Annotated in this window: 27 protein-coding genes; 14 read left to right on the top strand and 13 right to left on the bottom strand. The window is 69.0% G+C overall.

From position 1 onward, the window contains the following. The first annotated feature begins 9 nt into the window (after positions 1-9). The 4 genes from IT779_RS11495 to IT779_RS11480 all read left to right on the top strand — a co-directional run bounded on the left by IT779_RS11495 (position 10) and on the right by IT779_RS11480 (position 4,188). The gene (locus IT779_RS11495) at positions 10-1,401 is read left to right on the top strand and encodes a DNA polymerase III subunit beta family protein (RefSeq protein ID WP_196149260.1); all 1,392 of its coding nucleotides are present in this window, start codon (positions 10-12) and stop codon (positions 1,399-1,401) included. Beyond that, positions 1,398-1,883, top strand: a complete 486-nt coding sequence (locus IT779_RS11490) for a hypothetical protein (protein ID WP_196149259.1) — start codon at positions 1,398-1,400, stop codon at positions 1,881-1,883. The genes IT779_RS11495 and IT779_RS11490 overlap by 4 nt, the downstream gene beginning before the upstream one ends. Before the next feature lie 212 nt (positions 1,884-2,095). After that, positions 2,096-2,752 (top strand): response regulator transcription factor, encoded by a 657-nt coding sequence (locus IT779_RS11485; protein WP_196149258.1) that lies wholly within the window; start codon positions 2,096-2,098, stop codon positions 2,750-2,752. Then, complete coding sequence (locus IT779_RS11480) at positions 2,749-4,188, top strand: sensor histidine kinase (RefSeq protein WP_232541662.1); 1,440 nt, start codon at positions 2,749-2,751, stop codon at positions 4,186-4,188. The genes IT779_RS11485 and IT779_RS11480 overlap by 4 nt, the downstream gene beginning before the upstream one ends. A gap of 18 nt (positions 4,189-4,206) precedes the next feature. Here the strand turns inward: IT779_RS11480 and IT779_RS11475 are convergent, their stop codons facing one another. The 3 genes from IT779_RS11475 to IT779_RS11465 all read right to left on the bottom strand — a co-directional run bounded on the left by IT779_RS11475 (position 4,207) and on the right by IT779_RS11465 (position 6,342). Beyond that, positions 4,207-4,593 (bottom strand): hemophore-related protein, encoded by a 387-nt coding sequence (locus tag IT779_RS11475; protein ID WP_196149257.1) that lies wholly within the window; start codon positions 4,591-4,593, stop codon positions 4,207-4,209. Between the two features lie 155 nt (positions 4,594-4,748). Then, on the bottom strand, positions 4,749-5,171 hold the full coding sequence (locus IT779_RS11470; RefSeq protein WP_408637748.1) for a DUF7144 family membrane protein: 423 nt from the start codon (positions 5,169-5,171) through the stop codon (positions 4,749-4,751). Between the two features lie 31 nt (positions 5,172-5,202). Beyond that, a complete protein-coding gene (locus IT779_RS11465) occupies positions 5,203-6,342 on the bottom strand; it encodes an AI-2E family transporter (protein ID WP_196149255.1) in 1,140 nt (379 codons plus the stop codon). Positions 6,343-6,535: 193 nt separating this feature from the next. Here IT779_RS11465 and IT779_RS11460 point away from each other — a divergent pair, with 193 nt between their 5' ends. Further along, complete coding sequence (locus IT779_RS11460) at positions 6,536-9,187, top strand: LuxR C-terminal-related transcriptional regulator (protein ID WP_196149254.1); 2,652 nt, start codon at positions 6,536-6,538, stop codon at positions 9,185-9,187. A gap of 118 nt (positions 9,188-9,305) precedes the next feature. Further along, complete coding sequence (locus IT779_RS11455) at positions 9,306-9,515, top strand: hypothetical protein (protein ID WP_196149253.1); 210 nt, start codon at positions 9,306-9,308, stop codon at positions 9,513-9,515. Between the two features lie 46 nt (positions 9,516-9,561). Here the strand turns inward: IT779_RS11455 and IT779_RS11450 are convergent, their stop codons facing one another. Continuing rightward, positions 9,562-11,067 (bottom strand): flavin-containing monooxygenase, encoded by a 1,506-nt coding sequence (locus IT779_RS11450; protein WP_196149252.1) that lies wholly within the window; start codon positions 11,065-11,067, stop codon positions 9,562-9,564. 578 nt (positions 11,068-11,645) lie between these two features. Then, positions 11,646-12,320, bottom strand: a complete 675-nt coding sequence (locus tag IT779_RS11445) for a GntR family transcriptional regulator (protein WP_196149251.1) — start codon at positions 12,318-12,320, stop codon at positions 11,646-11,648. Between the two features lie 106 nt (positions 12,321-12,426). On the opposite strand from IT779_RS11445, the gene IT779_RS11440 reads away from it, so the two are divergent. Beyond that, on the top strand, positions 12,427-13,434 hold the full coding sequence (locus tag IT779_RS11440) for an AraC family transcriptional regulator (protein WP_196149250.1): 1,008 nt from the start codon (positions 12,427-12,429) through the stop codon (positions 13,432-13,434). On the opposite strand, the gene IT779_RS11435 is transcribed toward IT779_RS11440, so the two are convergent. After that, positions 13,431-14,150: a hypothetical protein gene (locus IT779_RS11435; protein ID WP_196149249.1), complete on the bottom strand. Its 720-nt coding sequence runs from the start codon at positions 14,148-14,150 to the stop codon at positions 13,431-13,433. The two genes, IT779_RS11440 and IT779_RS11435, sit on opposite strands and share 4 nt — an antisense overlap. 211 nt (positions 14,151-14,361) lie before the next feature. Here IT779_RS11435 and IT779_RS11430 point away from each other — a divergent pair, with 211 nt between their 5' ends. From IT779_RS11430 to IT779_RS11420, 3 genes are all read left to right on the top strand, one after another. After that, complete coding sequence (locus IT779_RS11430) at positions 14,362-14,724, top strand: hypothetical protein (RefSeq protein ID WP_196149248.1); 363 nt, start codon at positions 14,362-14,364, stop codon at positions 14,722-14,724. Between the two features lie 130 nt (positions 14,725-14,854). Continuing rightward, positions 14,855-15,586, top strand: coding sequence for a VIT1/CCC1 transporter family protein (locus IT779_RS11425; RefSeq protein WP_196149247.1), 732 nt, complete (start codon positions 14,855-14,857; stop codon positions 15,584-15,586). A gap of 129 nt (positions 15,587-15,715) precedes the next feature. Continuing rightward, positions 15,716-16,396, top strand: coding sequence for a phosphoribosyltransferase (locus IT779_RS11420; protein WP_196149246.1), 681 nt, complete (start codon positions 15,716-15,718; stop codon positions 16,394-16,396). A 36-nt stretch (positions 16,397-16,432) separates the two neighbouring features. Here the strand turns inward: IT779_RS11420 and IT779_RS11415 are convergent, their stop codons facing one another. Together IT779_RS11415 and IT779_RS11410 are read right to left on the bottom strand one after the other, a co-directional pair. Further along, positions 16,433-16,588, bottom strand: a complete 156-nt coding sequence (locus tag IT779_RS11415) for a DUF6131 family protein (RefSeq protein ID WP_196149245.1) — start codon at positions 16,586-16,588, stop codon at positions 16,433-16,435. 36 nt (positions 16,589-16,624) lie between these two features. Further along, positions 16,625-17,113: a hypothetical protein gene (locus IT779_RS11410; protein WP_196149244.1), complete on the bottom strand. Its 489-nt coding sequence runs from the start codon at positions 17,111-17,113 to the stop codon at positions 16,625-16,627. A 246-nt stretch (positions 17,114-17,359) separates the two neighbouring features. On the opposite strand from IT779_RS11410, the gene IT779_RS38750 reads away from it, so the two are divergent. The 3 genes from IT779_RS38750 to IT779_RS11395 all read left to right on the top strand — a co-directional run bounded on the left by IT779_RS38750 (position 17,360) and on the right by IT779_RS11395 (position 19,438). Beyond that, positions 17,360-18,478 carry a cytochrome P450 gene (locus tag IT779_RS38750; RefSeq protein ID WP_196149243.1) on the top strand — a complete coding sequence of 373 codons (1,119 nt, stop codon included), beginning with the start codon at positions 17,360-17,362 and terminating at the stop codon, positions 18,476-18,478. Positions 18,479-18,584: 106 nt separating this feature from the next. After that, positions 18,585-19,067: a MarR family winged helix-turn-helix transcriptional regulator gene (locus tag IT779_RS11400; RefSeq protein ID WP_196149242.1), complete on the top strand. Its 483-nt coding sequence runs from the start codon at positions 18,585-18,587 to the stop codon at positions 19,065-19,067. Next, entirely contained in the window at positions 19,064-19,438 is a 375-nt protein-coding gene (locus IT779_RS11395) for a DUF5313 family protein (protein ID WP_196149241.1), read from the top strand. Before IT779_RS11400 ends, IT779_RS11395 begins: the two co-directional genes overlap by 4 nt. Positions 19,439-19,598: 160 nt before the next feature. Here IT779_RS11395 and IT779_RS11390 read toward each other — a convergent pair whose 3' ends face one another. The 4 genes from IT779_RS11390 to IT779_RS11375 all read right to left on the bottom strand — a co-directional run bounded on the left by IT779_RS11390 (position 19,599) and on the right by IT779_RS11375 (position 22,534). Next, positions 19,599-19,802 (bottom strand): hypothetical protein, encoded by a 204-nt coding sequence (locus IT779_RS11390; protein ID WP_196149240.1) that lies wholly within the window; start codon positions 19,800-19,802, stop codon positions 19,599-19,601. A gap of 268 nt (positions 19,803-20,070) precedes the next feature. Further along, complete coding sequence (locus IT779_RS38480) at positions 20,071-20,721, bottom strand: hypothetical protein (protein WP_196149239.1); 651 nt, start codon at positions 20,719-20,721, stop codon at positions 20,071-20,073. A gap of 74 nt (positions 20,722-20,795) precedes the next feature. Further along, a complete protein-coding gene (locus tag IT779_RS11380; RefSeq protein ID WP_196149238.1) occupies positions 20,796-21,203 on the bottom strand; it encodes a hypothetical protein in 408 nt (135 codons plus the stop codon). A gap of 227 nt (positions 21,204-21,430) precedes the next feature. Further along, positions 21,431-22,534 carry a calcium:proton antiporter gene (locus tag IT779_RS11375; RefSeq protein WP_196149237.1) on the bottom strand — a complete coding sequence of 368 codons (1,104 nt, stop codon included), beginning with the start codon at positions 22,532-22,534 and terminating at the stop codon, positions 21,431-21,433. Between the two features lie 65 nt (positions 22,535-22,599). Here IT779_RS11375 and IT779_RS37660 point away from each other — a divergent pair, with 65 nt between their 5' ends. Next, positions 22,600-22,971, top strand: a complete 372-nt coding sequence (locus IT779_RS37660) for a DUF4377 domain-containing protein (RefSeq protein ID WP_196149236.1) — start codon at positions 22,600-22,602, stop codon at positions 22,969-22,971. A 5-nt stretch (positions 22,972-22,976) separates the two neighbouring features. Here IT779_RS37660 and IT779_RS11365 read toward each other — a convergent pair whose 3' ends face one another. After that, complete coding sequence (locus IT779_RS11365) at positions 22,977-23,372, bottom strand: nitroreductase/quinone reductase family protein (RefSeq protein WP_196149235.1); 396 nt, start codon at positions 23,370-23,372, stop codon at positions 22,977-22,979. Between the last annotated feature and the right edge of the window lie 55 nt (positions 23,373-23,427).

Below are 23,427 nucleotides of genomic sequence, written 5' to 3'. Positions count from 1 at the left end.
GCTGGACGGGTGACTGACAGCGAGTCCGACGACCTCATCACGATCGGCGCGGTGGCGCGGGCCAGCGGCCTGACCGCCAGCGCGCTGCGGTTCTACGACGACAGCGGCCTACTCGCGCCCGCGCACGTCGACGCCGCGACCGGATACCGCTACTACGCGCCCGAACAGTGTGAACGCGCCACCCTAATCCGTCAGCTGCGCGAGATCGCGATCCCGCTCGGCGCGGTCGCCGAGATACTGTCCGGCGACCCGAACGCGGCGGGCCGGATCCTCGACGACCACGTCCGCACCCTCACCCGCCGTGCCGAGCAGGCCGCGCTGGTCGCATCGGCGGTCAAGCTGGCCATCGGCGCGACCACGGTGACAGTCGCCGGATCGTTGCTGGCCGAGGCCATCGGCCAGGTGGTCGGCGCGGCCGCCCGAGACGACGCCATCGCGATCCTGGCCTGCGTCTACCTCGAGGTCCACCCCGACTCGGTGACCCTCACCGCCACCGACCGCTACCGTCTCGCCACCCGCACCCTGGTCCCCGACATCGCGGCGGCCGCACCGTGGCGGCGGATCGTGCGCGCCCGCGAACTCGCCGAGCTGTGCAGTCCGCTCGGCCGCGAGGGTGCGGTGGCGGTGTCCCGCACCGAACACGGGATAGCGCTGCGCGGTCCGGATTTCGAAGCCGAATGCCCGGCCGTCGACGGCGAATACCCGGACTACCGCACGATGCTCGCCGACCTCACCCCCGTCGCGACCCGAATCGTGGTCGACCGCGCCGCGCTGCTCGAAGCCCTCGAGACACCCGCCGACCTCGTGCTCTGCACCGCCGAACCCGACGCACTGGCCCTGTCCTCGATGGTCCCGACCGGGCCGACCGAATCCCTCGCGGCGTCGACGCGCACGCACCCGACCGAGCAGGTGGGCACAACCACCTCACCCACGCAGCCGGTGACACACACCCGCGACGCCGAGGACGCGGATCCGGTCCAACCGACGGCGTACCGCCCGCACCCGGCGGGGCACACTCGCATGTCCGAGGACATCGGGCGTCACAGATCAGTTTCAACCGTGTCCGCACGGGCGCAGGCCGTCGCTCCGGAAGCGATCGCTTCGACACCCGCGTGCCACGGGCCGGTCGCGGACACCGAGTCGGTGCGCGAGGTGTCGTGGTGGTCACGACCGCGGATTCGACGTATTCCGGCAATGGGCAGCGGGCCGCGCGTCGACCTCGCCTTCGCTCCGGAAACCCTGCGGCCCGCGATCGCGGCGGCCCTCGGGCCCGACATCATGCTCGACATCGCCGGACCGGATCAGCCGGTCGTGGTCCGGTCCGCGACCGACGGGGACCTGACCAGTCTGGTGATGCCGAGAGCTCTTCCCGCACAGATCGACACGAAGGAAATCGCATGACCGAGGATTCGACCATGACGGCCATCAACGACGCCGTCACCCTTGGGCGCTCAGGAGACCACATCGCCGCGCGCATCACACTCGACGCCATCTGGCATTCGATAGGACCGCTCGGCGACCCGCTGCACCGCTGCACCCTCGCGCACTACATGGCCGACCTCCAGGAGGACCCCGCCCAGGCCCTGGCCTGGGACATCCGCGCCATCGACGCGGCCGACGGACTCACCGACGAACGCACCAGGCGGCACGACCGCGACCTCGACGTACGCGGCTTCTATCCCTCTCTGCACCTGAATCTGGCCGACAACTACCGCAGACTCGCATCCTTCGACGCCGCCCGGCGCGAGATCCGCAACGCTCGCGACCGCCTGACCCATCTGCCCGAAGACGACTACGGCACCCTGATCCGCACCGTTCTCGACGAGATCGAGGCATCGATCGCGGCGGGCGACACCACCGCGAGACCGTCGGCGCCGCACTGAATTCGCCGCTCGGCGCGCCTGCGCGGTTCTCGCACCGCGGACGAACCGAGCAGGCGCACACGGTCACGTGACGACACCGGACACTACCTCCTGTATTACGGGAGGTACGCGCGCGAAGCCCCGCAGGCGCGGCCGAGTCCACCGACGCGAGTCGGCGCGGATCCACCGGAAACTCACAGGGAACCAACAAGCGGGCGCGGCAGGATGGTCGCGTGCGAGTTCTGGTGGTCGAGGACGAGAAATTGCTGGCCGATGCCATCGCGGCCGGATTGCGCAGGCACGCGGTGGCCGTCGATGTGGTCTACGACGGTGACGCGGCACTGGAACGCGCCACCGTCAACGACTACGACGTGGTCGTGCTCGACCGCGACCTGCCTCGCGTGCACGGCGACACGGTGTGCGCCACCCTGGTCGCATCGGGAACCGACACCAGAATCCTGATGCTGACCGCGGCGAGCGCGGTCGCCGAACGCGTCGCCGGACTCGGTCTCGGCGCCGACGACTACCTCGTCAAACCGTTCGCCTTCGCCGAATTGGTCGCGCGCGTCCAGGCATTGGGCAGGCGTTCGCGGCCCGCGCCGCCACCGGTGCTGGAACGCGCGGGCATCCGCCTCGACCAGCACCGGCGCGTAGTCACCCGCGACGGCGCCCCGATCACCTTGTCGCGCAAGGAATTCGCGGTATTGGACGAACTGCTGCGGGCGAGCGGCGGCGTGGTCTCGGCGGAACGCCTGCTGGAGAAGGCGTGGGACGAGCACACCGACCCGTTCACCGGCGTGGTGCGCTACACGATCATGATGCTGCGTCGGAAATTGGGCGATCCGCCGGTGATCGACACCGAAGCGGGCGTCGGATACTGCATCCGATGAGCGCCCGCGATCCGGAAAGCAGGCGTGATCAAGTGCGGCGCAGTCCCGGGCAGCACGAACCCGAAATTCAGCGCATCTCCGACACGCGAAACGCCCTCGAAACACATCACACGCCCGACAGGCAGCGCACTTCCGAAACACAGCGCACTTCCGAAACACAGCACGCCTCCGATAGGCAGCACCACTCCGATAGGCAGCACGCCTCCGGCGAACGGCGCACCTCCGAGGGACAGCGCACCTCCGAGGGACAGCGCACCTCCGAAGGACAGCGCACCTCCGAAGGACAGCGCTCCACCATCCGCCTGCGGCTCACCCTCCTATACGCGGGCGCGTTCTTCCTCGCGGGCGCGGTGCTCATCGGGCTCATGTACTTCTACCTCGACCAATCCCTGGATCGCCGCACCGGTCTCGGCTCCCAACGGCTGATCCGGGAATTCCTGTCCAGGCCCGCGCGCAGCCGACAGGAACTGCTCGAGGTGGTCGCCGCTCAGAACGAGCAGTACCGGCGCGAAACGCTGGAAGCCGCGTTGATCTGGTCGCTGGTGGCGCTCGGCGCGGTCGGGGTCGCGGCGGGCGGACTCGGTTGGGCGCTGGCCGGGCGCGCGCTGGCGCCGTTGCAGCGCATCACCGCGACCGCGCGCCGGGTGGCCGACCGCAGCCTGCACGAACGGATCGCGCTGCGCGGCCCCGACGACGAGATCAAGGATCTGGCGGACACCTTCGACGCCATGTTGGAGCGGCTCGACCACGCTTTCGACGGGCAACGCCGTTTCGTCGCCAACGCCTCCCACGAACTGCGCACCCCGCTGACCATCAACCGCACTCTCATCGAGGTCGCGCTCGATGATCCCGACGCCACGGAGCACCTGCGCGCTCTCGGCGCGACCCTGCTCGAGGTCAATCGCCGACACGAACGGCTGATCGACGGACTGCTTGTGCTCGCGGGCAGCGAACAGCGGCTGACCACGACCGTCCGGGTCGACCTCGCGGGCACGGCGCGCCAGGCCATCGCGATCTCGGGCGACGACGCCGCGCGCGGCCGCATCGAGATCCGCGCCGAGATCGCGGCCGCCGAGGTGCGGGGCGACCCGCTGCTGCTGGAACGGCTGGCGCAGAACCTGATCGACAACGCGGTGCGCTACAACCGCACCGACGGGTGGGTCACGGTGCGGGTCGGCGTCGACGGCGACCGCGCGACGCTGAGCGTGGAGAACACCGGCCCGCTCGTTCCCGCGTTCGAGGTGGACGGACTGTTCGAGCCGTTCCGCAGGCTGGCGACCGCCGAACGGCTCGCCGAAACCTCAGCGCGCGGCGCCGGACTCGGACTGTCGATCGTGCGCTCGGTCGCGCACGCGCACGGCGGCGCGGTGCGCGCGCGGGCCCGCCCCGAGGGCGGGCTGATCGTGACCGTCGACCTGCCGCGCCTGGACGGCTAGGTCGACGGTCACGAAGGATCAGTAGTTGTGGCAGGTGTTCGCGACGACGCCCAACTTCTCGCGCAAGGCCTGCCCTTCGGGCGAGTCCTTGCGTTCCTGGATCCGCTCGCGCGCGCCGGGATGCTCGGCGAGCCCCTGCTGCACGCGAGCGCGACGCTGATCGACCGGCAGCGCCAGGAATTCCTGGATCTTCGCTTTGCGGTCGGGGTGCGCGTCCAAGCGCGCCGCCAATTCGGGGGCGCTCGCGTGCATGGCGGCGTCCACCTGCGCGAAGGTGCAGGTCGTCTCGATCAGCGCGCCGCCGACACCCGGTTGCGCGAGAGCCGTGCCCGGCGCGAGCAGTGCGGCGGCCGCGGCGGCGGCGCCGACCGCGAGCGCGGCGCGGGTGATGCGGATATGTGCCATGAGAGTTGCCCTTTCGTGGACGGGATCCGGGTTCGATCGACCCGCGACCAAGTCCACCAGCCGAGCCGTTGGGTCCGCGCTAGGTCGAGTCGGGCCTCGACACACGCCCGCCGCCCGCGTCCGTGGCGCGGACGCGGGCGGCGGGTCGGCCGAATTTATCGGACGGTGTCCGGATTCCAGGTGGAGACCGCCCAGATCACCACGATGCTGAGCGCGATGACGAGGATCGACCACCACGGGTAGTACGGCAGCCACAGGAAGTTGGCGATGATGGTGAGCGCCGCGATGACGATGGCGCCGACCTTGCCCCAGGTGCTTCCGGTCATCAGGCCGATGGCGCAGATGATGAGGATCGCGCCGAGCACGATGTGGACCCATCCCCAGGCGGTGGTGTCGAACTGGTAGATGTACTCGGGTCCGACGACGATGAGGTCGTCATTGGCGACCGCCGAAATCCCTTCGAGGATCGACAGCACGCCGACGGTGAGCAGCAGTATCGCGGCGCCGACGGATGTGCCCGCCGCGATCCCCTGACGGACCGGGTGCGCGGTCTCCGGTTTCTGAGTCGTCATTGTCATCCCTTCCGCGATAGAAGAATCTGATTCGATCTCAGTCCACGGACGACGCGGGTTCCTCACCCGCTACGGGTGATCCGGGTACAGGTTCCGGATCGTGCGCTTTGGCGCTGATCAATGTGTTCACCCACCGGGTGGTCGGGTCGATGTCCAGCAGCAGCGCCTTGACGAGCAGGGTCAGCGGGACCGCGAGTATCGCGCCGAGCGCGCCGATCACCCAGGACCAGAAGACCAGCGACAGGAACGTCATGGTCACGCTGAGCCCGACCGCGTCGCCCACGAATTTCGGCTGGATGATCGACTGGATGACGAAGTTGATGACGCTGTAGAGCACGATCACCCACAGCATCAGCCACGGTCCGCCGTCGAGCAGCGCGAGCAACGCGGGCGGCAACAGGCCGATCACGAAGCCGATGTTGGGGATGTAGTTGGTGATGAAGGACAGCAGCGCCCACAGCAGCGGCAGCGGCACACCGAGCAGCCACAGCGCCGCACCGTCGAAGACCGCGACGATCAGGCCGAAGACGGTGGACACGATGAGGTATTTACGGGTGCCGTCGGCGAAGGCGTTCAGCGCGTAGGCGATCTCGGGTCGTTCGCGGGCGATGATGTCGAGTTTGCGCCCGATGCTCATGCCGTCGAAGGCCAGGAACAGCAGCAGCGCGAGCACGAAGAAGAGGTTGGAGAAGATGCCGAGCAGGCCGCGCAGGGCGTCCTGGATCACGCCGACGAGTTTGCCGATGTCGATCTCGCTGAGCAGGTTCTGGATCTGGGTCTGGTCGACGCCGAGCTCGGCCAGTCGGTCGCGGGCGACGGCGAGCAGGTCGTCGACGCGGTCGGTGTACTGCGGCAGTTCGGTGGCCAGTTGGGCGGCGGAGACGACCAGCATCCCGATCATGCCGATCACGATGGCCAGCGCCGCGATCAAGGCCAGTGCCATGCCGACCCATGCCGGTTTGCCGCGCCGCTGCACGATGGTCTGGATCGGCTGCACCGCGATGGTGAGCATGAGGGCGAGGAACAGCGGGCCGAGCAGACCCGATGACACCTTCATACCGCCGATCGCGACCACACCGCCCGCCGCGGCGAGCAGGACGATCAGGCCGCGCGGTATCGCCCATGCGGTCGGGGTGAGGCCGGGCGCGAGGGCGCGCGGCTGTCCAGGCGTTGACATCGGCCCCTCTTCTCTCGCCAGGATGCACGGCCCGGCGCATCCGAGGGTAGGGCCGGCCGCCGCGCCGGACGTCATCCATATCGGATGAGTCGCGGAATGTTTGCTGCAAACCAAAAAGGCTGTTCGGTCGGTATGCTCGGATTTCCGAAAGCAGACGGCGAGAGATGAGGCAGTACCGTCCCAGGAGGCTAGGGTGCACTCTTCGCGGCGACTCCACGTGGTACCTGATCCGGCGACGACCGCCGCCGACGACATGGCGGGCGGAATACCGTCGCCACTGTTCACCCCGCTCGTCCTTCGCGACACCCATATACGCCTCGACCAGGCCGTCGCCCCTTCCGCGGGGCGCACCGTGCTGATGTGCTCGCCCGCGGGCAGCGGCAAGACCGTGCTCGCCGCCGAATGGCTGCGGCGGCATCTACACGCACACCCCGGCGTGCGGTACCACTGGATCACCGTCACCGAGACCCTCGACAACGCGACCCGGCTGTGGGCGGAGATCCGCGCCGGACTGGAGTTGCCCGCCGAACGCGGGCGCGAGTCCCCCGACCCCATCGGCGCGGCCGCCGACCTGGTCCATGACATCGGCGACACCCCAGCGGTACTCGTCCTCGACGACGCCCACCTGCTCACCGACCCGCTCGCCCTGGCCGGACTCGAACACTTCCTCGACTACGCGCCCGCGCCGCTGCTGACCATCGTGACCGGCCGCTACGAGCCGCCGCTGCGCTGGCACATCCTCGACATGGCAGGTCGGCTGGTGCGGCTCGGCGCGGCCGATCTCGCCTTCGCCGACGAACACATCGCCTCGGTCTTCGTCGAACACGGCTGCCCGCTGGAACCCGAGGAGATCGGCTCCATTCAGCAACTCACCCGAGGGTGGGCGGCACTGGTCAGGATCGCCGCGCTCTACACCGCCATGCACGGCTCCGAACGCGCCTGCGCGCTGGCCATGCTCGCGCACGCGCCGCATCCGATATCGGATTTCCTGGTGGGCGAACTCATCGAGGTACTCGATGACGACGTGCGCGAATTCCTGCTCGCCACTTGCGTTCCCGACTCCTTCACCGACGCGCTCGCCGAGGAACTGGCCGGGCCGCGCGCGCCACGCATGCTGGACGACCTGGCGCGCATCAACTTCCCGGTCCAGCACACCGCCTACGACAACGCGCTGTGGTACTCCTACCACCCGATGCTGCGCGCCTACCTGCTCGCCGAACTGCAACGCGCCGCGCCGCAACGGATTACGGAGCTGCACCGAAGATCCGGGCGCTGGTACCTTTCGGCGGGTGAACCCATCGCCGCGCTCTCGCACCTGCTCGCCGAGACCGGACAACCCCAATTGCCGGGATTCCTGAGAGAATACGGCCTGCGCATCGTGCTCGACGGCGCGGGGCCGATCCTGTTCCAGAAGCTCGACGCGGCGAGCGCGCGCGTACTCGACGATCCCGTAGTCGCACTGCTGCGTGTCATCGACGCCGTGGAACGCGGCGACACCGCCTCCGCGTCCGCCTATCTCGACCAGATCGACGCGCGCGACCCCACCGGCTCGATGATCGTGCCGACCTCGTGGCTGGCGGCGATGCGTCTCGCGGCCACCGCGGCCGTCGCCGTGGCCGTCGGCGCGAGCACACCGGAAGACGTCGCGCCGCTTCCGCTCTCGACCGATCCGCCGACCACCGGACAACCCGAACTCGACTGCTACCTCGCGATCGCGCTCGGCAGCGCCCGTGTGCTCGCCGACGCGATCATCACCGGCGAACAAGCACTGCACCGCGCGCTCGCGCTCGCCGAACAACTCGGCAACCACCGGCTGCAACTGCGAGCGGTGACCCGGCTCGCGGCCGCCGCCGCGGTCACCGGCCCGGTGCCGCTCATGCGCGACCGCGCGGCGCGGGCCGTCGACCTCGGCGTCACGCACGGGCTCACCACCTCGCCCGACCACGTGCACGCGGTGGCGCTCGGCGCGCTCGCCACCCACCTGCAAGGCGAACCCGTCGCCGCGGCGGACCTGGTGACCCTCGCGCAGACCCGGCGCGGACTCGACGGCGCCGCCGAACCCGTCGCGGGCAGACACGCCTACCTCGTCGGACAGCTCATCGGCTTCGAGACCGCCGCCGACAAACACGCCGCGGCCATGGCCATGCACGGCCAGACCCAGCGGCTGCTCACCGAGACGCCGCACCCGAATGTGGCGGGGCGACTACTCGTCCCGGTGGTGTCGATCCTGCTGCGGCTGCACGAACGCGATATGGCCCAGCACCTCGCCACCGCCGGGCACCGCGCACTGCACGGCGCGCCCGACGCGGTCCTCGCGACCGCAACCGTCGCCGAGGCGGCCAACAAACCGCTCGACACCATCGACATGGTGAGCCCACTGCTCGAACGCGCCGCCGCGCTGCCCGCCTGCACCGCGGTCACCGCCTGGCTGCTCTACGCCTGCGCGTCACACCGTCTCGACCGGCCGGTGAAGTCCTACGAGGGTTTCGCCGAAGCGGTGCGACTGGCCGCACCCGACCGGCTGGTCCGCCCCTTCTTCGACATCACCGCCGCACTTCCGCTGCTGCACGACCACGCGGGGCGATTCGGGCCGGGCAACGCGTTCGTCGAGGCGGTGCGCGAGCACTGCGAGGCGCGCCGGGAACCGATGACGCCCGCGCTCACCGACGCCGAACTGACGGTGCTCAAACAGTTGCCGAGCGGGCGGACCGCGCTCCAGATCGCCCACGACCTCGGCGTGTCCATCAACACCGTCAAGACCCACCTGCGCGCGATCTACGCCAAACTCGGCGCGAACTCGCGGGCCGACGCCATGCTGCGCGCGCGCCGCATCGGACTGCTCTGAGCAGGTCAGCGCATCTCATCCGCCTCGGGTGAGGACATCGATACCCCGGTCGGAGCAGGCTCGACGGATAGGCCGACGAGTTCAGCGCCGAGCCACGCCCGCCGCGAGAGGAGCGTTCATGCCGGTGCGATACCAGTTCATCATCGACGGCACGCTCTCCGAACGCGCGCTGGCCGCGTTCCCCGAACTCACCGCATCCGACCGGGCGCCCGGCGATGTGACCACCCTTTACGGGCCGGTCGGCGATCCGGTCGCGATGCGCAGCATCATGGCGCGGATCGATTCGCTCGGACTCACGCTGCTGGAGATGCGCCAGATGCCCGACTGACGCCCGGTCACATGACGGCGCTCAGCGCACGGCGACATCACGGCGCTCAGCGCACGGCCACCGGATTGAGTACCGCCGCACGCGGAGTGGGCTCGAGGGTCTTGGACAGGTCCGTGCGCAGCGTGGTCACGGAATCGAGGACGTAGTTCTGCCTGACCTTCCACGGATGGCGATCACCCTGGCGCGGGAAGTCGGCGATGGAGCGCTGGACATAGCCCGCGGCGAGGTCGATCAGCGGGCGTTCGCCCAGTGGGCCGCGCGGGCGTGGCACCACAGCCGCGTAGTCGTGGCGGTCCATGTGCCGCAGCACCCGGCACACCAGCCGTGAGCTGAGGTCGGAGCGCAGGGTCCATGATGCGTTGGTGTAGCCGACGCAGACCGCGAAGTTCGGGACGCCGGTGAGCATCGCGCCCTGCCACACGTACTGGTCGGCCAGCCGCACCGGCGCGCCGTCGACCCGAGGGACGATGCCGCCGAAGGCCAGCAGCTGCAGGCCGGTCGCGGTGATCACCACGTCGGCGGGCAGCACCCGTCCGGACTTCAGCCGAATGCCTTCCGGCACAAAGGTTTCGATATGGTCGGTGACGACCTCGGCCTTGCCCTTCTTCATCGCCTTGAAGAAGTCGGCGTTGGGCACCGCGCACAGACGCTGATCCCACGGGTCGTAGGTCGGGGTGAAATGTTCGGCGACGAGCTTCTCGTCTCCGAGGATGCGGGTGGTGAGTCCGGTGAGCAGTTTGCGCGCGGCTTGGGGCCTGCGACGGCAGTACTGGTAGAAACCGATGCCGAACAGGATGTTCTTGATGCGGATGATCCGGTGCGCCAGTTTCGGCGGCAGCAGTTCGCGAATCCGGTCGGCGCGCTTGTCGCGTGCGGGCACCGCGCTGATCCAGGTCGGCGTGCGCTGCAACATGGTGATCATCTCGGTCTGCTGAGCCATCGCGGGCACCAGCGTGACGGCGGTCGCGCCGCTGCCGATCACGACGACGCGCTTGCCCGTGTAATCGAGGTCCTCCGGCCAGAACTGCGGGTGCACGACCCGACCGGCGAAGTCGCCGATACCGGGGAATTCCGGTTCGTAACCGTGGTCGTAGTTGTAGTAACCGGCGCAGATGTAGAGGAAGTTGCAGGTCAGCGTGATCTCTTCGGTCGCTCCCGCGCCGTCGGAGCGCGCGATGGTGAGCGTCCACCGAGCTTGCGCGCTCGACCAGTCCGCCGAGGTCACCTTCATCCCGTACCGGATGTGCCGGTCGATGCCGAACTCCGTCGCCGTCTCGGTGACGTAGCGCAGGATCGACGGGCCGTCGGCGATGGACTTGGCGTCGCGCCATGGCTTGAACGGATAGCCGAGGGTGAACATATCCGAGTCGGAGCGAATTCCGGGGTACCGGAACAGATCCCAGGTGCCACCGAGGGCGTCGCGCGCCTCGAGGATCGCGTAGGACTTTCCCGGGCATTCGGTCTGCAACCGGTAGGCCGCCCCGATACCCGAAAGCCCCGCGCCAACGATCACGACGTCAAGGTGCTCGGTGACAATATCCGTCTCGGTCATACTCCCAGTCTCCAGGGCGAACGCCCACATCGCTTGTCTTCACACGACAAGTATTTGATTCCATACGACACAGTCGATCGTACCCGCCGAGATGGACGCCGCGAGATCCGCGCCGGGCGGGCTTCGGGACACGATGCGGGTTCCAATCGGAACCACACTCGGTTCCATTCGAGTGCGCAGCGAATAGTTTTGCGGCAGTTGTCTTTTCGGCCCGATGATGACGTAGAGTGAGATCACCTCCTGCCGAGGGGCGATGGATCTTGGTCCAGACATCGCGCCCAGGGAGGAGGTGGTGGGGATGGCGAAACATCGCCGTAAGAAGAGCGAGACCCCGGTCGACTACGGCATCCTGCTGATAGCGGGTGCCGTGATCGCCGGGGTACTCGTCTCGGTCCGTCGAGTGCGGGCTAGGTAACTCCACCAGGTAGGGGCGGCGTATGGAGCGCCGCTCTTACCGCTCGACATCACTTGCGTGACAGTCACATGGTAGCAGGCCGACGGCACTCGGTCGATCTTTCGAACAGCATTACCCGGCAGCGGACCCGGAATGAGTTCGCCTGCGCGCGAAACACTCTCGGCTACTTCGAACCTTCGGCGCCACCCGAGGCGTTCTGGGCGAGCCATTCGGTGAGGGAACGCCCGGCCTCGAGGACGTGATGTTCGGCCGTCGCGCGGGCTCGCGCGGCGTCGCGCACTCGCAGCGCGTCGAGTAGTTCGTCGTGTTCGCGCAGGGAGTGTTCCTCGTGTTCGGGGAACAAGCGCAGGAAGTTCGACGGGACGACGCGGGCGGCCTGGCGGATCTGGGTGAGCAGTCTCGTGGAGTGCGAAGCGCGGTGGATCTCCTGGTGGAGGCGCCAGTTGGCCTCGGCTATCGCGTCGTCGCCGGATCGCGAGGCGACCTCGGCGGCGAGCGCGCGCAGCGTCCGCAATTCCTCGGAGGTGGCGCGTTCGGCGGCCCAGGCCGCGGCCTGACCGGTGAGCACGCCGAGGATGGTGAAGCTGTCCATGATGTCGGCGGGGCTGATGCCGATGACGGTGATGCCGCTGCGGGGCGCCACCTCGACCAAGCCCTCGTAGGACAGTTCCAACAGCGCCTCGCGCACGGGGGTGCGGCTGGTCGCGAATTCCTCGGTGATGGCATCGAGGTCGATGCGCGTGCCCGCGGGCATGGCCCCGGTGAGGATGCGGTCACGCAGTTCGCGAGCCGCCCGTTCGCGGACCGTCCCCGCGATATCGACCGAGCGCGTTGCCATCGGCGCAGTCTAGCAGCGCCTCGATGCCAGATTTGACATCTGATACCTCACCTTGCCCGACCTCCGACGCTTGACTTCGAGCGACCGATATTTGATCCTAGGCGACATGTCGGTGATACGTTCCGCGGGACTGCGCGGATTCCGCGCGACCGTGGCCGAATTGGGCGGTGACGCCGAGGTATTCGCACAGGCCGTCGGCCTGCCGCGCGCCGCGCTCGACGCCGACGACCTGCTGGTCGACGACAAGAAGGTCGCCGCGGTGCTGGAACTGGCCGCGCACCGACTCCAGCGGCCCGACCTCGGACTCCGCATCGCCTACCGGCAGGACCTCGACATGCTCGGCCCGCTCGCGCTGGCCATCCGCAACTCCCCCACCCTCGCCGACGTGCTGGAATGCACGGAACGCTACCTGTTCGTGCACGCCCGCGCGCTGCGCCTGACCATGGAACCCGACCCGTACGGCGACCGCGGCGTGGTCGGCCTGCGTTACGGCGTCGACGCCGGAGTGCCGAGTCCGGTCCAGGGCACCGATCTCGGCCTCGGCTTCGTGCACCGGGCCATCCAGCGGCTCGTCGAGGACCGGTACGGACTGCGTTCGGTGGAACTGCCGTACCGACCGCCCGCGCCCGTCGCCGAATACGAACGATTCTTCGGGGCGCCCGTGCGCGTCGACCGGCCATCGGCCATGCTGCGGATCCCGAGCAGCCTCGGCGCGAGGCCACTGTCCGGCGGCGACGAGAATCTGCACCGCCTGGCCATGGCCTTCCTCGCCGAGCAGACCGACGCCGCCGACGCCTCGCTGATACCGCAGATCCGCGCCACCGTGCAACGCCTGCTCGGCACGACCCCGCCCGAGATCGGCGTGGTGGCGGCGCTGCTCGCCATGCATCCGCGCACCGTGCAGCGCAGGCTGGCCGCCGAGGGCACGACCTTCGCCGCGATCCTCGACGACGTGCGCAAACACGAGGCGCGCCGCTACCTGACCACCACCGACATGCCGATGAGCCAGATCGCGTCGCTGATCGGACTGTCCGAACAGGCCACCTTCACCCGCTGCGCGCGCCGCTGGTGGGGATCGACCCCGACGGCCGTGCGCCGCGCCGCCGCACGTTAGGCGGCCTTGCGAACCTTATCGACCGCGTCGGTGAAGACTCCCGTGAACGCGGCCTCGTCCACCGTGTCGCGCAGGCTGCTCACGCGTACCGCGACCGTGGCGCCGCGCACCACGGCGATGCCCATGTACGCGGTGGTGGTCAGCGGCTTGCCCGAACCGACCGTCGACACCGAGGTGGAGCGGTAGACGATGGCGTCGACGCCCTTCAACCCGGCGGGGGCCGAAAGGTTCTCGACCTTGGAGACCGTGGAGATGGCGCGGCCCTCGACGGTGGTGGTGAGGCTCACCTCGGGGCAGGTCTTGTTGCCTTCGGTGATGCGGGCGAGTTCTCCGGTGCGGCCCGCGACGAATTCGGTGTACATCACGCCGGACTGTTGATCGGCGGCGCCGATGATCGCGGACTGCGCGAGCAGATCCTTGGTGGCGTCGCTCAGTTGCTGCTGGGTCGCGGCGCATTCCGGCGGGGTGAAGGTCGCGTTCTGCTGCACGCCGGCGAGGTCGGCGGTCGCGGCCTGCAAACGGTCCTGCGGCACGTCGATCTTCTTGACGCCCGCCGGGAATTCGGCCTCGGTGAGCAGCAGTTGTTCCCTCGGCGTGCTCGGCGGCGCCGAACTCGACCCGCCCGCGTCGTCGTTCGCACCGCATCCGGCGACGAGCGCCCCGCCCGCCGCCACCGCCATCGCACAGCGTGCGACCCTGCCCCGCAGATCGATCATGCCGCCCAGCATGCCGGCCGTGGTCGCGCCCGCCGAATCCGCACCGGGCGAGCGCCGTTGGATCGCACGCTCCGCGTTTGCGGGATGGCGTCCCGACCGGTCGGGCCCGTTCGACACCGGACCCGACGGCGCGATCGCGACCCGATCGCCTCTAGGAACGCCCGCGACGGCGTCATAGACTTCACGACCGGTTGTATCGGGAAGGGATCGCATGGACACGGTCAGAGAGGTTGCCGAGGAGGGCAAGCGGCTGATCGACCGGGCCTGGCTCGGCGAATTGACCCGCGAGGAGGCCGTGCACCGTTTCGTCCAGGTCGGCGACGGCCTGGTGTGCGCGGTGACGGCGGGCGAGATCATCGATGACGGCGTGCGCTGGCTCGACACCAACGCCGCGCGTCTGCGGGTCCTTGCCTGGTGCGCGGTCCTGGAGATCCCGTTGTTCGGCGGATTCGCGGTGCTCGCCTACATCCTCGACGATTACTCGACCTGCGCACTGTCGGTCGGCCTGCTGCTTGCCCTGCAGGTGCTGCACCGCAAACTGCTGCCGCACCCGGTGCCGCGGCGGCGGTGGTGAGGACCAGCGAAGGCGACGGCAAGCGTCGTCCTGACGCCGAGACCTGCGGCTTCGACGGGTGTCGGCGCCGAAAAGTGATATCGGCGACGATGGCGGATGGCGCGCGGTGACGGCGGATAGGGTTCGGCACATGGTGGATTCGAGCAGCCCGACCCAGCAGTCCCATCCGCACGAAGCACACGCGGGCGGATTGGCGACCCGGCTCAATTGGCTGCGCGCCGGGGTGCTCGGCGCCAACGACGGCATCGTCTCCACCGCGGGCCTCGTCGTCGGTGTGGCGGCGGCCACCACCGGCACCGACGAGATATTCACCGCGGGCATAGCCGGATTGACAGCGGGCGCCATATCGATGGCGGTCGGCGAATACGTCTCGGTCAGCACCCAGCGCGACGCCGAGCGGTCACTGCTGGCCAAGGAACGCAGGGAATTACGCGACGATCCCGACTGCGAACTGAACGAACTGGCCGACATCTACGAGGCCAAAGGGCTGACCAGGGAGACCGCGCGCAAGGTGGCCGAGGAGCTCACCGCGCACGACGCGTTCACCGCCCACGCCGAGGCCGAACTCGGCCTCGACCCGTGCGAATTGACCAACCCGTGGCAAGCCGCGGCCTCTTCGGCGGTCGCGTTCACCCTCGGCGCGCTGCTGCCGCTGGTGGCGATCCTGCTGCCGCCGGTGAGCGCGCGTATCCCGGTGACCTTCGGGGCGGTGCTCGTCGCTCTCGCGCTCACCGGTTCGGTGAGCGCGCGCCTCGGCGGCAGTCGTCGCGGGCGCGCCGTGGTTCGGGTCGTGATCGGCGGCGCGCTGGCCATGGGGGTCACCTACGGCATCGGTCAACTCGCGGGCGTGGCCGGAATCTGAGGTCCGCGCGGTCGCATGTTCACCTGCGACTCTGCTATTCGGGCGGTCGGGGGCGTAAAGTACGAGTCCTCGACGGGTCCCGATGGTGTGGCTCCGATTCACCGCGGTACTCGAGCGAGGAGGACCGACATGCCTTTCCATGATCGCCGCGATGCCGGTCGCCGTTTGATCGGGCGATTGCGCGGATTCCGATTCCAGGACGACGATGTCGTTGTGCTCGGCATCACTCGGGGCGGCATGCCGGTCGCCTACGAGGTGGCCGTCGCGCTGCGCGCGCCGCTGGATGTCGCTGTGGTGCGTAAACTTCCGGTGCCGTTCCAGCCGCGCTTGGCATTCGGCGCGATCGGCGAGAACGGCGTCAGGGTCATCGATGACGATATCGCCTGCCGCGCGTTCGTATCCGGCTCCGAACGCGTCAGGGTGGAGACCGAGGCGCGCCGCGACATGTCGCGAAGCGCCCTGCGCTATCGCGCCACGCACGCGCCGATTCCGCTGGCCGGGGTCACGGTGATCGTCGTCGACGACGGCGTCGCCACCGGCGCTTCGGCGCGTGCGGCCTGCGCGGTGGCGCGGGCGCAGGGGGCGAGGCGGGTACTGCTCGCCGTTCCGGTCGGCTCGCCGCGCGCCATCCGCGTACTCGCCGCGCACGTGGACCATATCGTCTGCCTGGAAACGCCGGAATTCTTCCATTCGATCGCGCAGTGGTATCAGGAATACGACGAGGTGAGCGATCGAGAAATCATCGACCTGCTCGACCGCGCCGCGAACTGCCGTACCGATTCCGGACTGGCCGCGCCCCCGGTCGGATAATTCCGACCGGGGGCGCGGGCCACCTGTTTTCGAGTGTCAGTAATAGTGTCTGCGTCCGGCGACCGGGCGGCCGACCGAGCCCGCGATCCAGAGCACCGCGCCGACGAGCAGGACGACGATGCCCGCGGTGGTGAGCAAGGGGATTCCGACGAGCCAGCCGACGAGCAGCAGAACGAGTCCGAGAACGATCATGATTCCATCCTTTGTGTGACGATCGACGGTCGATCGTTATTTCGCGGACGCGTCGGCCGTGGGGCGACGCGAGCTCTGTGTGGTGTCCGATCCGGCCTTCGGCAGGAACCGATTGAGGCTCCACACCGGTTTCTGTTCGGTGGTCGCGGTGGCCGGAATCGGCTGCTTCGGCGGCTGTTTCGGCTGTTCGGGCGACTTCGGCGGTGTGGCGTCGCGGACCGCGGCGTCGTCCGCGCGGCGTGCCTGCGCCGCCTCCTTGCGCGTGCGGCGCAGTTCCCGGCGGGTCTCGCTGTTGCGGCGCGAGGACTTCCAGAGTCCGGCCAGCAGCAGGGCGAGGCCGAGCATTCCGATGGCGCCGACCGCCATGCCGTAGAGGAACAATTCACCGGCCGATGCCGTGAAGTGGTAGTCGAAGACCCCGAAATCGCTGGTGTCGGTGCGGACTTCGCCGGTGTTCGCCGCGACACCGGCGACCCCGACGACCACCGCCGCGATCAGAACCAAAAGCCCCAAGATTATGATCATGGTCAATCCCGTGCGCTGAAGTGTGTAGTGACATCGACCGCAATTCCCCGCCCCGAGGAACCCAAACAACGGGAGTCGAAAATACTTCCGAGATATTCGGGCGTTCGGCGGCCGGGGCGGGGCGGGCGCCGATTGCATACCGATCGGTCCGCGTACCGCGCGGCGAGCGCGTTCGGCTCCGGGTAGGTTGGTGCGCACGGAACGACACCGAGACTCATTGCCGGACAATGCGAATGGGGGTCAGGCGTGCTCGAGGTCTTCGATGCGGGATTCGCGGCGAATCCGTGGCCGGTACTCGACCGGTTGCGCCGCCGAGGCGGCGTCCACCGGGTCAGAACCCCCGACGGACCACCAGCGTGGCTGATCACCCGCTACGCGGATGTGCGTGCGGGACTGGCCGATACGCGCCTCACCACCGACGTCGGCGCGGCGGGGGCGCGCGACTATCGCGGCGCGAGCGAGCCCGCACCCGCCGTCCCGCGCGAGCGCGGCCACTGGCGCGAACTCTTCGGCGCTGAGTTCACCGCGACGCGGCTGGCCGAACTCGCCCGAGGCGTGCCCGATCTCATCGACACCCTGTCCAAGAACCCGGACGCCGACGGCACCGCCGACCTGGTCGAACGCCTCGCGGTGCCGCTGCCCGCGGCGATACTCGGTGAACTGCTCGGACTGCGCGGCCCAGAACGCGAAGCGCTGCTCGACTGGGCGGGCGCCACCCTGCTCCCTGCCGCCGACCGCGCGAACACCGACGAGATGCGCACGGCGCTCGTCGAGGCGGTCATCGAACGTCCCGAGTCCTCGGACACCATGATCGCCCGGCTGGCCCGGCGCGACCCCGACGCACTCGCCGACCTGCTGCGCTACCTGATGTTCGCCTGGTACGAGGTACTGACCGACCTGCTCGCGGGCGCGATCCTGACCCTGCTGACCCGCCCGGACCAGATCCGGGTGCTGCGGCGCGGCCGGAACAAGTCGCCGATGGTCGACGAACTGCTGCGCTACATCTCCCCGCAGGTGCTGGCCGGTCCGCGTTTCGCCACCGAGGATCTGCGCGTCGGCCGCTACGACATCAGGGCGGGCGACACCGTGCTGCTGTGCCTGGCCTCGGCCAATCGCGATCCCGACCATTTCGACGGCCCAGGCAAGCTGGATCTGGCGCGGACCCGCAATCGCCAGCTCGGCCTCGGCTACGGCAAGCACGCCTGCGTCGGCGCGGCACTGGTGCGCGCGGTGACGCTGAGCGCGCTCGACCACGTCTTCACCAGGTGGCCCGCCACGACCTTGACGGTGTCCGAGCGCGATATCGGATGGCGCTGCGGGTTCCGACATCGCGGCCCGCTCACCCTGCCGGTTCATCTGGCCTGAGGCGCTCCACCGGAACTTTCCCCGCGGGAGAGCTCACTCACAAATACTTCATGCACTAACTATTAACACGCTATCGTTAGGTGCGACCGCGACCCGAGGAGACCGTGTGGACACCGAGGACGACCCGCTGCGCCTGGACAGGCAGGTGTGTTTCGCACTCGCCGTCGCCAACCGGGCGGTACTCGCGGTCTACCGACCGCTGCTGGAACCGCTCGGGCTCACCCACCCGCAATACCTGGTCATGCTGGCGCTGTGGGGCGAGGCGCCGATGTCGGTGAAGGCCATCGCCGAGGCGATCCAACTCGACTCCCCCACCCTGTCCCCGCTGCTGAAACGCCTGGAGGCGGCCGGGCTGCTGACTCGTGACCGCGATCCCGACGACGAACGCACCCTCGTGGTGAACCTGACCCCCGAGGGCGCCGCGCTGCGCGCCGAGGCGGAGAAGATCCCACCCGCCGTGGTGGAAAGACTCGGCGTGCGCCTCGCCGATCTCGAACAGCTGCGCGACGTGCTGACCAACGTCAACAAGGCGGCCCGGCACGCAATGCTCAACGAGAACCCCTCCGACACAACCGGAGTCACCGCATGAAACGCCGACGCCCCACCCCGTGGCAGTGGATCGGCTACGCCTTCGGCCGCCGCCTGCCCGACTCCCTGCGCGACTGGGTCCGCGAAGACCTCACCGGCCGATACGCCACCGCCCGCCACATCGTGCGCGGCCTCGTCCCCTTCACCCCGCTGTTCGCCGCGTTCCTGCTGTTCCCGGGCGAACTCTGGCTACGCGGCTCGATGATCCTGCTCGCCGTACTGCTCGCACTGTTCTACACCGCGGCGTTCCTGCCCATGAACCGCGCGCACCGTCTCACCGCCCACGGCCTGCCCGCCGACCTGGAGAATCCAGCACGAGCTCGACGTCGAGCCGACGAACGCGCCCGCTACGCCGCCCGCTATCCACACTGATTCGTAGGGCGATTTCGCTCAAGAGAGGCGGCGATACGGGCGCTTGCCGTTGGATCGTCCGGGCGGTCGGGTCACCGTCGTGCACGAACGGCGACGATCCCGCCACGGAACATGTGCCGGTCGCGCGATGTGTCGATCCCGCCGTCGCCACCACACGCGCTCAGCCCACCACCCTTGTGCTCGGCGCCCACGGCGCGACGACCTGCGCCGCCGACCGGCGCCACGAGGTCAGGATGGTGCGAGTCGGTCGCAGGCGACTCGTGTACTCGGCGACCGGGTCGGGCAGGCCCGCGACCCACGCGCGCGCCTGCTCCCCCGCACCGCGTGCCAACCGCTCGGCGAAGAACTCCGGAACATCGATCACCTTTCGAGCATCGCAGCCGCGTCCACCGATTTTCCGGTGCTCCTTCCCGAACCCCGCTGGATCACGGCGTTGGCGACCGTTCGCACATCGGCTGCGTCATGCCGGAGCGTGCGGACGGATCGACGCCTTTCACGAACGCGGCGAGAACAACCACGGCACTCCAGGCTCGGATGCCGTCGCCGCCTGGCGCGCGGCACGAAGACGCTCGTCCACCGCGCCTCGTCGTCACGACTCGGCGATCCGCGACCTGCGGCGCAGCACGGCAGGCTCACCGCGGGGGTTGGGGCATCCAGGGCAGCGGCGGCAGTTGCGGGAGCCACGGCACCGGTGGCGGGGCGGGTGCGGGGACCGGGGCGGGTGCCGGGGCTGGGGCAGGCGGCTCGTAGGTGGGCTCGTATGCCTCGGCGGGCGGCGCCACCCACGTTTCCTGCTGGACCGGGGGCACGTACGAGGGCTCGGGCTGCGGGGCGGGTGCGGGCTGTGGCGCGGGTTCCGGTTCGGGTAGCGGACCCGGCTCGGGGGGCGGTGGCGCCTGCACAGTTGCGGCGGGTATGCAGGTCCAGCGGCCTTCGGGGAACTGCCAGTTCGCGGCGATGCCGTCGTGGGAGCAGTCGTCGCCGACGCGGTGCGCGGTCGGGATGCGGTCGCGGGCGACGCAATTCAGTTGTCCGTCGCGCAGATCCCACTGGGCCGAGATGCCGCCCGCCGAACAGTCGCCGCCGACCTGATAGATCGGTGCGGGAGCGCCCGCGCTGGGGGTCGCCGCCACCGGGCGCGGGGGTGGTGCGTCCAGATTCGTGCGCAGCGTCAAACCGATCGCCACCACCAGTCCGAGCAGCGTGCACGCGCCCATCGCGACGGCAAGGACTCGGCTGCCGAGCGCGTTGTCGTCATCGATCGTCGTCCTACCGGTTTCCATGGCACCGCCTTCGATGGTCGGTCAGGAACTCTCGGAAGTCGGCGCCTCCCTTCGGAAACAGCGCCCTTCGGAAGTCAGCGTTCTCCCAGGGGAGGCGCGGTGCTCGGGACGACCGGGACGCACACCCAGCCGCGGCCCGTCACCACATCCCATCGGCCGGTCACGTTGCCGATATCGCAGCCGTCACCGACCCGATGCGCCGGTTGGGTCGGCATCGGAGAGGTGTTGGGCGCCGAGAACACGGGGTTTCGCGACACGGTCACCGTCGGAGCGAGTGCGGGGGTGTTCGTCGTCGTCGGCGCGGGTGCGTCGGCGGTGTCGTCGTCGGTGCTCAGCACCAGACCTATCGCGACCGCGAACGCCGCCACCGCGGCGATCGCGGCCACCACGGCGAGAATCCGGGTGCCGTTGTCCGATTCGCCGTTCGCCGATTCGCCGTTCGCCGATTCGCCGTTGTCCGGCTCGCCGTTGGGATCCGCCATCGCACACCGCCTTCTTCACGCCGGCAGGGACGCTGTCACGAGAGTCGATCTTTTCGGAGGCTACCCGAATCGGACACCTCACAAGGTCACCATTCGCCAACGATCCGTACCGCGACCCGACCGGACGGTGCGGCATTCCAGCAGGTCAAGGGATGGAATCTCGACAGATCCAAGGCCAGGAGTTCGGAGACCGCAGGCTGTGGACTCGGAGGCTAGAGACTCGGAGGCTAGGGACTCGCGGCCAAGAAGACGAAGGCCGAGAACAGCGCCAGATGCACCCCGCCTTGCAGCAGGGTCGCGCGACCCGGCACGACGGTGAGCGCGCCGACCACGACCGTGATCGCCAGCAGCACCATCTGCGTCGCACCGAGACCGAGCACCAGCGGACCGTCCAACCAGATCCCGGCCACCGCGATGGCCGGAATCGTGAGACCGATACTCGCCATCGCCGAACCCAGCGCCAGATTCAGGCTGATCTGGACCTGATCGCGGCGCGCGGCCCGCACCGCGGCGAGGGTTTCGGGCGCGAGCACGAGCAGGGCGATCACCACGCCGACCGCCGCGTGCGGCAGTCCCGCCGACGCCACCCCCGACTCGATGGCCGGTGAGACCACCTTCGCCAGCCCGACCACACACACCAGCGCGATCGACAGCATCGCCAGCGCGAGCAGCGCCGCGCGCGGCGTCGGCCGGTCACCGCCATGCTCCTTCGCCGCGGCCGCGTCTTCGGCCACCCTGACGACCTCCACCGGCATGAAGTCGTCGCGGTGGCGCACGGTCTGCACCATCACGAACAGCCCGTACAGCGCCAGGGACGCCACCGCGGCGAAAGCCAGTTGCGCGGGCGAGAATTCGGGGCCGGGCTTACTCGAGGTGAAGGTCGGCAGCACCAGGCTCAAGGTGGCCAGCGTCGCCACCGTCGCCAGCGCCGCGCCGGTGCCTTCGGCGTTGAACACCGCTATCCGCCTGCGTAACGCGCCGACCAGCAGCGAAAGCCCGAAGATGCCGTTGCAGGTGATCATGACCGCGGCGAAGACGGTGTCGCGGGCCAGCGTCGCGCTCTTCTCGCCGCCGGAGATCATCAAGGTCACGATCAGGGCGACCTCGATCACGGTCACCGCGACCGCGAGCACCAGCGACCCGAACGGCTCGCCCACCCGGTGCGCGACCACCTCCGCGTGGTGCACGGCCGCGAGCACCGCCCCGACCAGCGCGGATGCCGCGATCACCACACCGAGCCACGGCAGTGTCCGACCCCAGGTGCAGGCGAGTACGACGACCGCGAGTAGGGGCAGGGCGACGGTCCAGCGAGACAGGAGCGCACGGATCATGCCTCCATGGTCCCGCAAAAATCGGACATCAAGATCGATTCTCGGCCTTGGGTATGATCGCGCGCGTGCATCCGCGACTCCCTTCGGCCGTTCTCGCGGGGACAGCCCTGCTCGCCCTCACCGGATGCGGCGACGGCGGTGACGGCGAGCCATCGGTCGCGCCCGCACCGGAGAACGCGGCGATGACCTTCCCCGTCGAGGTCGCGCCGGACACCATGACCTGCACCGGCGTCGCCACGAAACAGTGTCTGCAGATCCGTCGTTCGCCCAACGGCGCGTGGGAACTGTTCTACGACACCATCGAAGGCTTCGACTTCCAGCCCGGCTACCGTTATCACCTGAAGGTGCAACAGATTCCGGTGCGGAATCCGCCCGCCGACGCCGCGCCGGTCAAGTGGAAGCTGCTCACCGTGGTCGACAAGCAGCCGCGGAACTGAAACCGTCAGTCGTCGAGATCTATTCGGATGGTGAGCAGGTCGGTGCCGACCGCCGCGACCACCGAACTGTTGCCTCTCGGCAGGGTCGCCAGTCGCGCCTTCGGGTCGTCGTCGGGCAGCGGATGCGCGGTGCCGGTATGCCAGTGGCCGTGTAGACGCAACCGAACCCGATTATTCGCCTTGATGTTTCGCACGTACTGTGAGCGCTCGCCGAATTCGGAGACCAGCCAGAAGTGCGGGCCGTCGCGCCGCCCGCCGATCGGGGTGACGCGCGGCTGTCCGCTCACCCGCCCGATCGTCTCCAGCAACTGCTGACCGGGCAGACGGCGCAGCAGCGGATTGCCGATCCGACGTTGGAACGCGGTGATCAAACGGTGCTGGACATCGTTCTTGGAGGCCACGGCCCGACCGTAACACCGGGGTGCGCGCTTCGGCACCGTTGCGCGCACGCCGATC

The sequence above is a fragment of the Nocardia bovistercoris genome, from assembly GCF_015674855.1.
GTDB lineage: Bacteria > Actinomycetota > Actinomycetes > Mycobacteriales > Mycobacteriaceae > Nocardia > Nocardia bovistercoris.
Note: the sequence above shows the minus strand (reverse complement) of the source record. Positions and strands in the feature narration are given on the sequence as shown.

Coding starts and splice junctions, on each gene's coding strand:
- IT779_RS11490 (WP_196149259.1), top strand. CDS start 1,398: ATGACCGAGGATTCGACCATGACGGCCATCAACGACGCCGTCACCCTT.
- IT779_RS11480 (WP_232541662.1), top strand. CDS start 2,749: ATGAGCGCCCGCGATCCGGAAAGCAGGCGTGATCAAGTGCGGCGCAGT.
- IT779_RS11475 (WP_196149257.1), bottom strand. CDS start 4,593: ATGGCACATATCCGCATCACCCGCGCCGCGCTCGCGGTCGGCGCCGCC.
- IT779_RS11470 (WP_408637748.1), bottom strand. CDS start 5,171: ATGACAATGACGACTCAGAAACCGGAGACCGCGCACCCGGTCCGTCAG.
- IT779_RS11465 (WP_196149255.1), bottom strand. CDS start 6,342: ATGTCAACGCCTGGACAGCCGCGCGCCCTCGCGCCCGGCCTCACCCCG.
- IT779_RS11455 (WP_196149253.1), top strand. CDS start 9,306: ATGCCGGTGCGATACCAGTTCATCATCGACGGCACGCTCTCCGAACGC.
- IT779_RS11450 (WP_196149252.1), bottom strand. CDS start 11,067: ATGACCGAGACGGATATTGTCACCGAGCACCTTGACGTCGTGATCGTT.
- IT779_RS11445 (WP_196149251.1), bottom strand. CDS start 12,320: ATGGCAACGCGCTCGGTCGATATCGCGGGGACGGTCCGCGAACGGGCG.
- IT779_RS11440 (WP_196149250.1), top strand. CDS start 12,427: ATGTCGGTGATACGTTCCGCGGGACTGCGCGGATTCCGCGCGACCGTG.
- IT779_RS11435 (WP_196149249.1), bottom strand. CDS start 14,150: ATGATCGATCTGCGGGGCAGGGTCGCACGCTGTGCGATGGCGGTGGCG.
- IT779_RS11430 (WP_196149248.1), top strand. CDS start 14,362: ATGGACACGGTCAGAGAGGTTGCCGAGGAGGGCAAGCGGCTGATCGAC.
- IT779_RS11425 (WP_196149247.1), top strand. CDS start 14,855: ATGGTGGATTCGAGCAGCCCGACCCAGCAGTCCCATCCGCACGAAGCA.
- IT779_RS11420 (WP_196149246.1), top strand. CDS start 15,716: ATGCCTTTCCATGATCGCCGCGATGCCGGTCGCCGTTTGATCGGGCGA.
- IT779_RS11415 (WP_196149245.1), bottom strand. CDS start 16,588: ATGATCGTTCTCGGACTCGTTCTGCTGCTCGTCGGCTGGCTCGTCGGA.
- IT779_RS11410 (WP_196149244.1), bottom strand. CDS start 17,113: ATGATCATAATCTTGGGGCTTTTGGTTCTGATCGCGGCGGTGGTCGTC.
- IT779_RS11395 (WP_196149241.1), top strand. CDS start 19,064: ATGAAACGCCGACGCCCCACCCCGTGGCAGTGGATCGGCTACGCCTTC.
- IT779_RS38480 (WP_196149239.1), bottom strand. CDS start 20,721: ATGGAAACCGGTAGGACGACGATCGATGACGACAACGCGCTCGGCAGC.
- IT779_RS11380 (WP_196149238.1), bottom strand. CDS start 21,203: ATGGCGGATCCCAACGGCGAGCCGGACAACGGCGAATCGGCGAACGGC.
- IT779_RS11375 (WP_196149237.1), bottom strand. CDS start 22,534: ATGATCCGTGCGCTCCTGTCTCGCTGGACCGTCGCCCTGCCCCTACTC.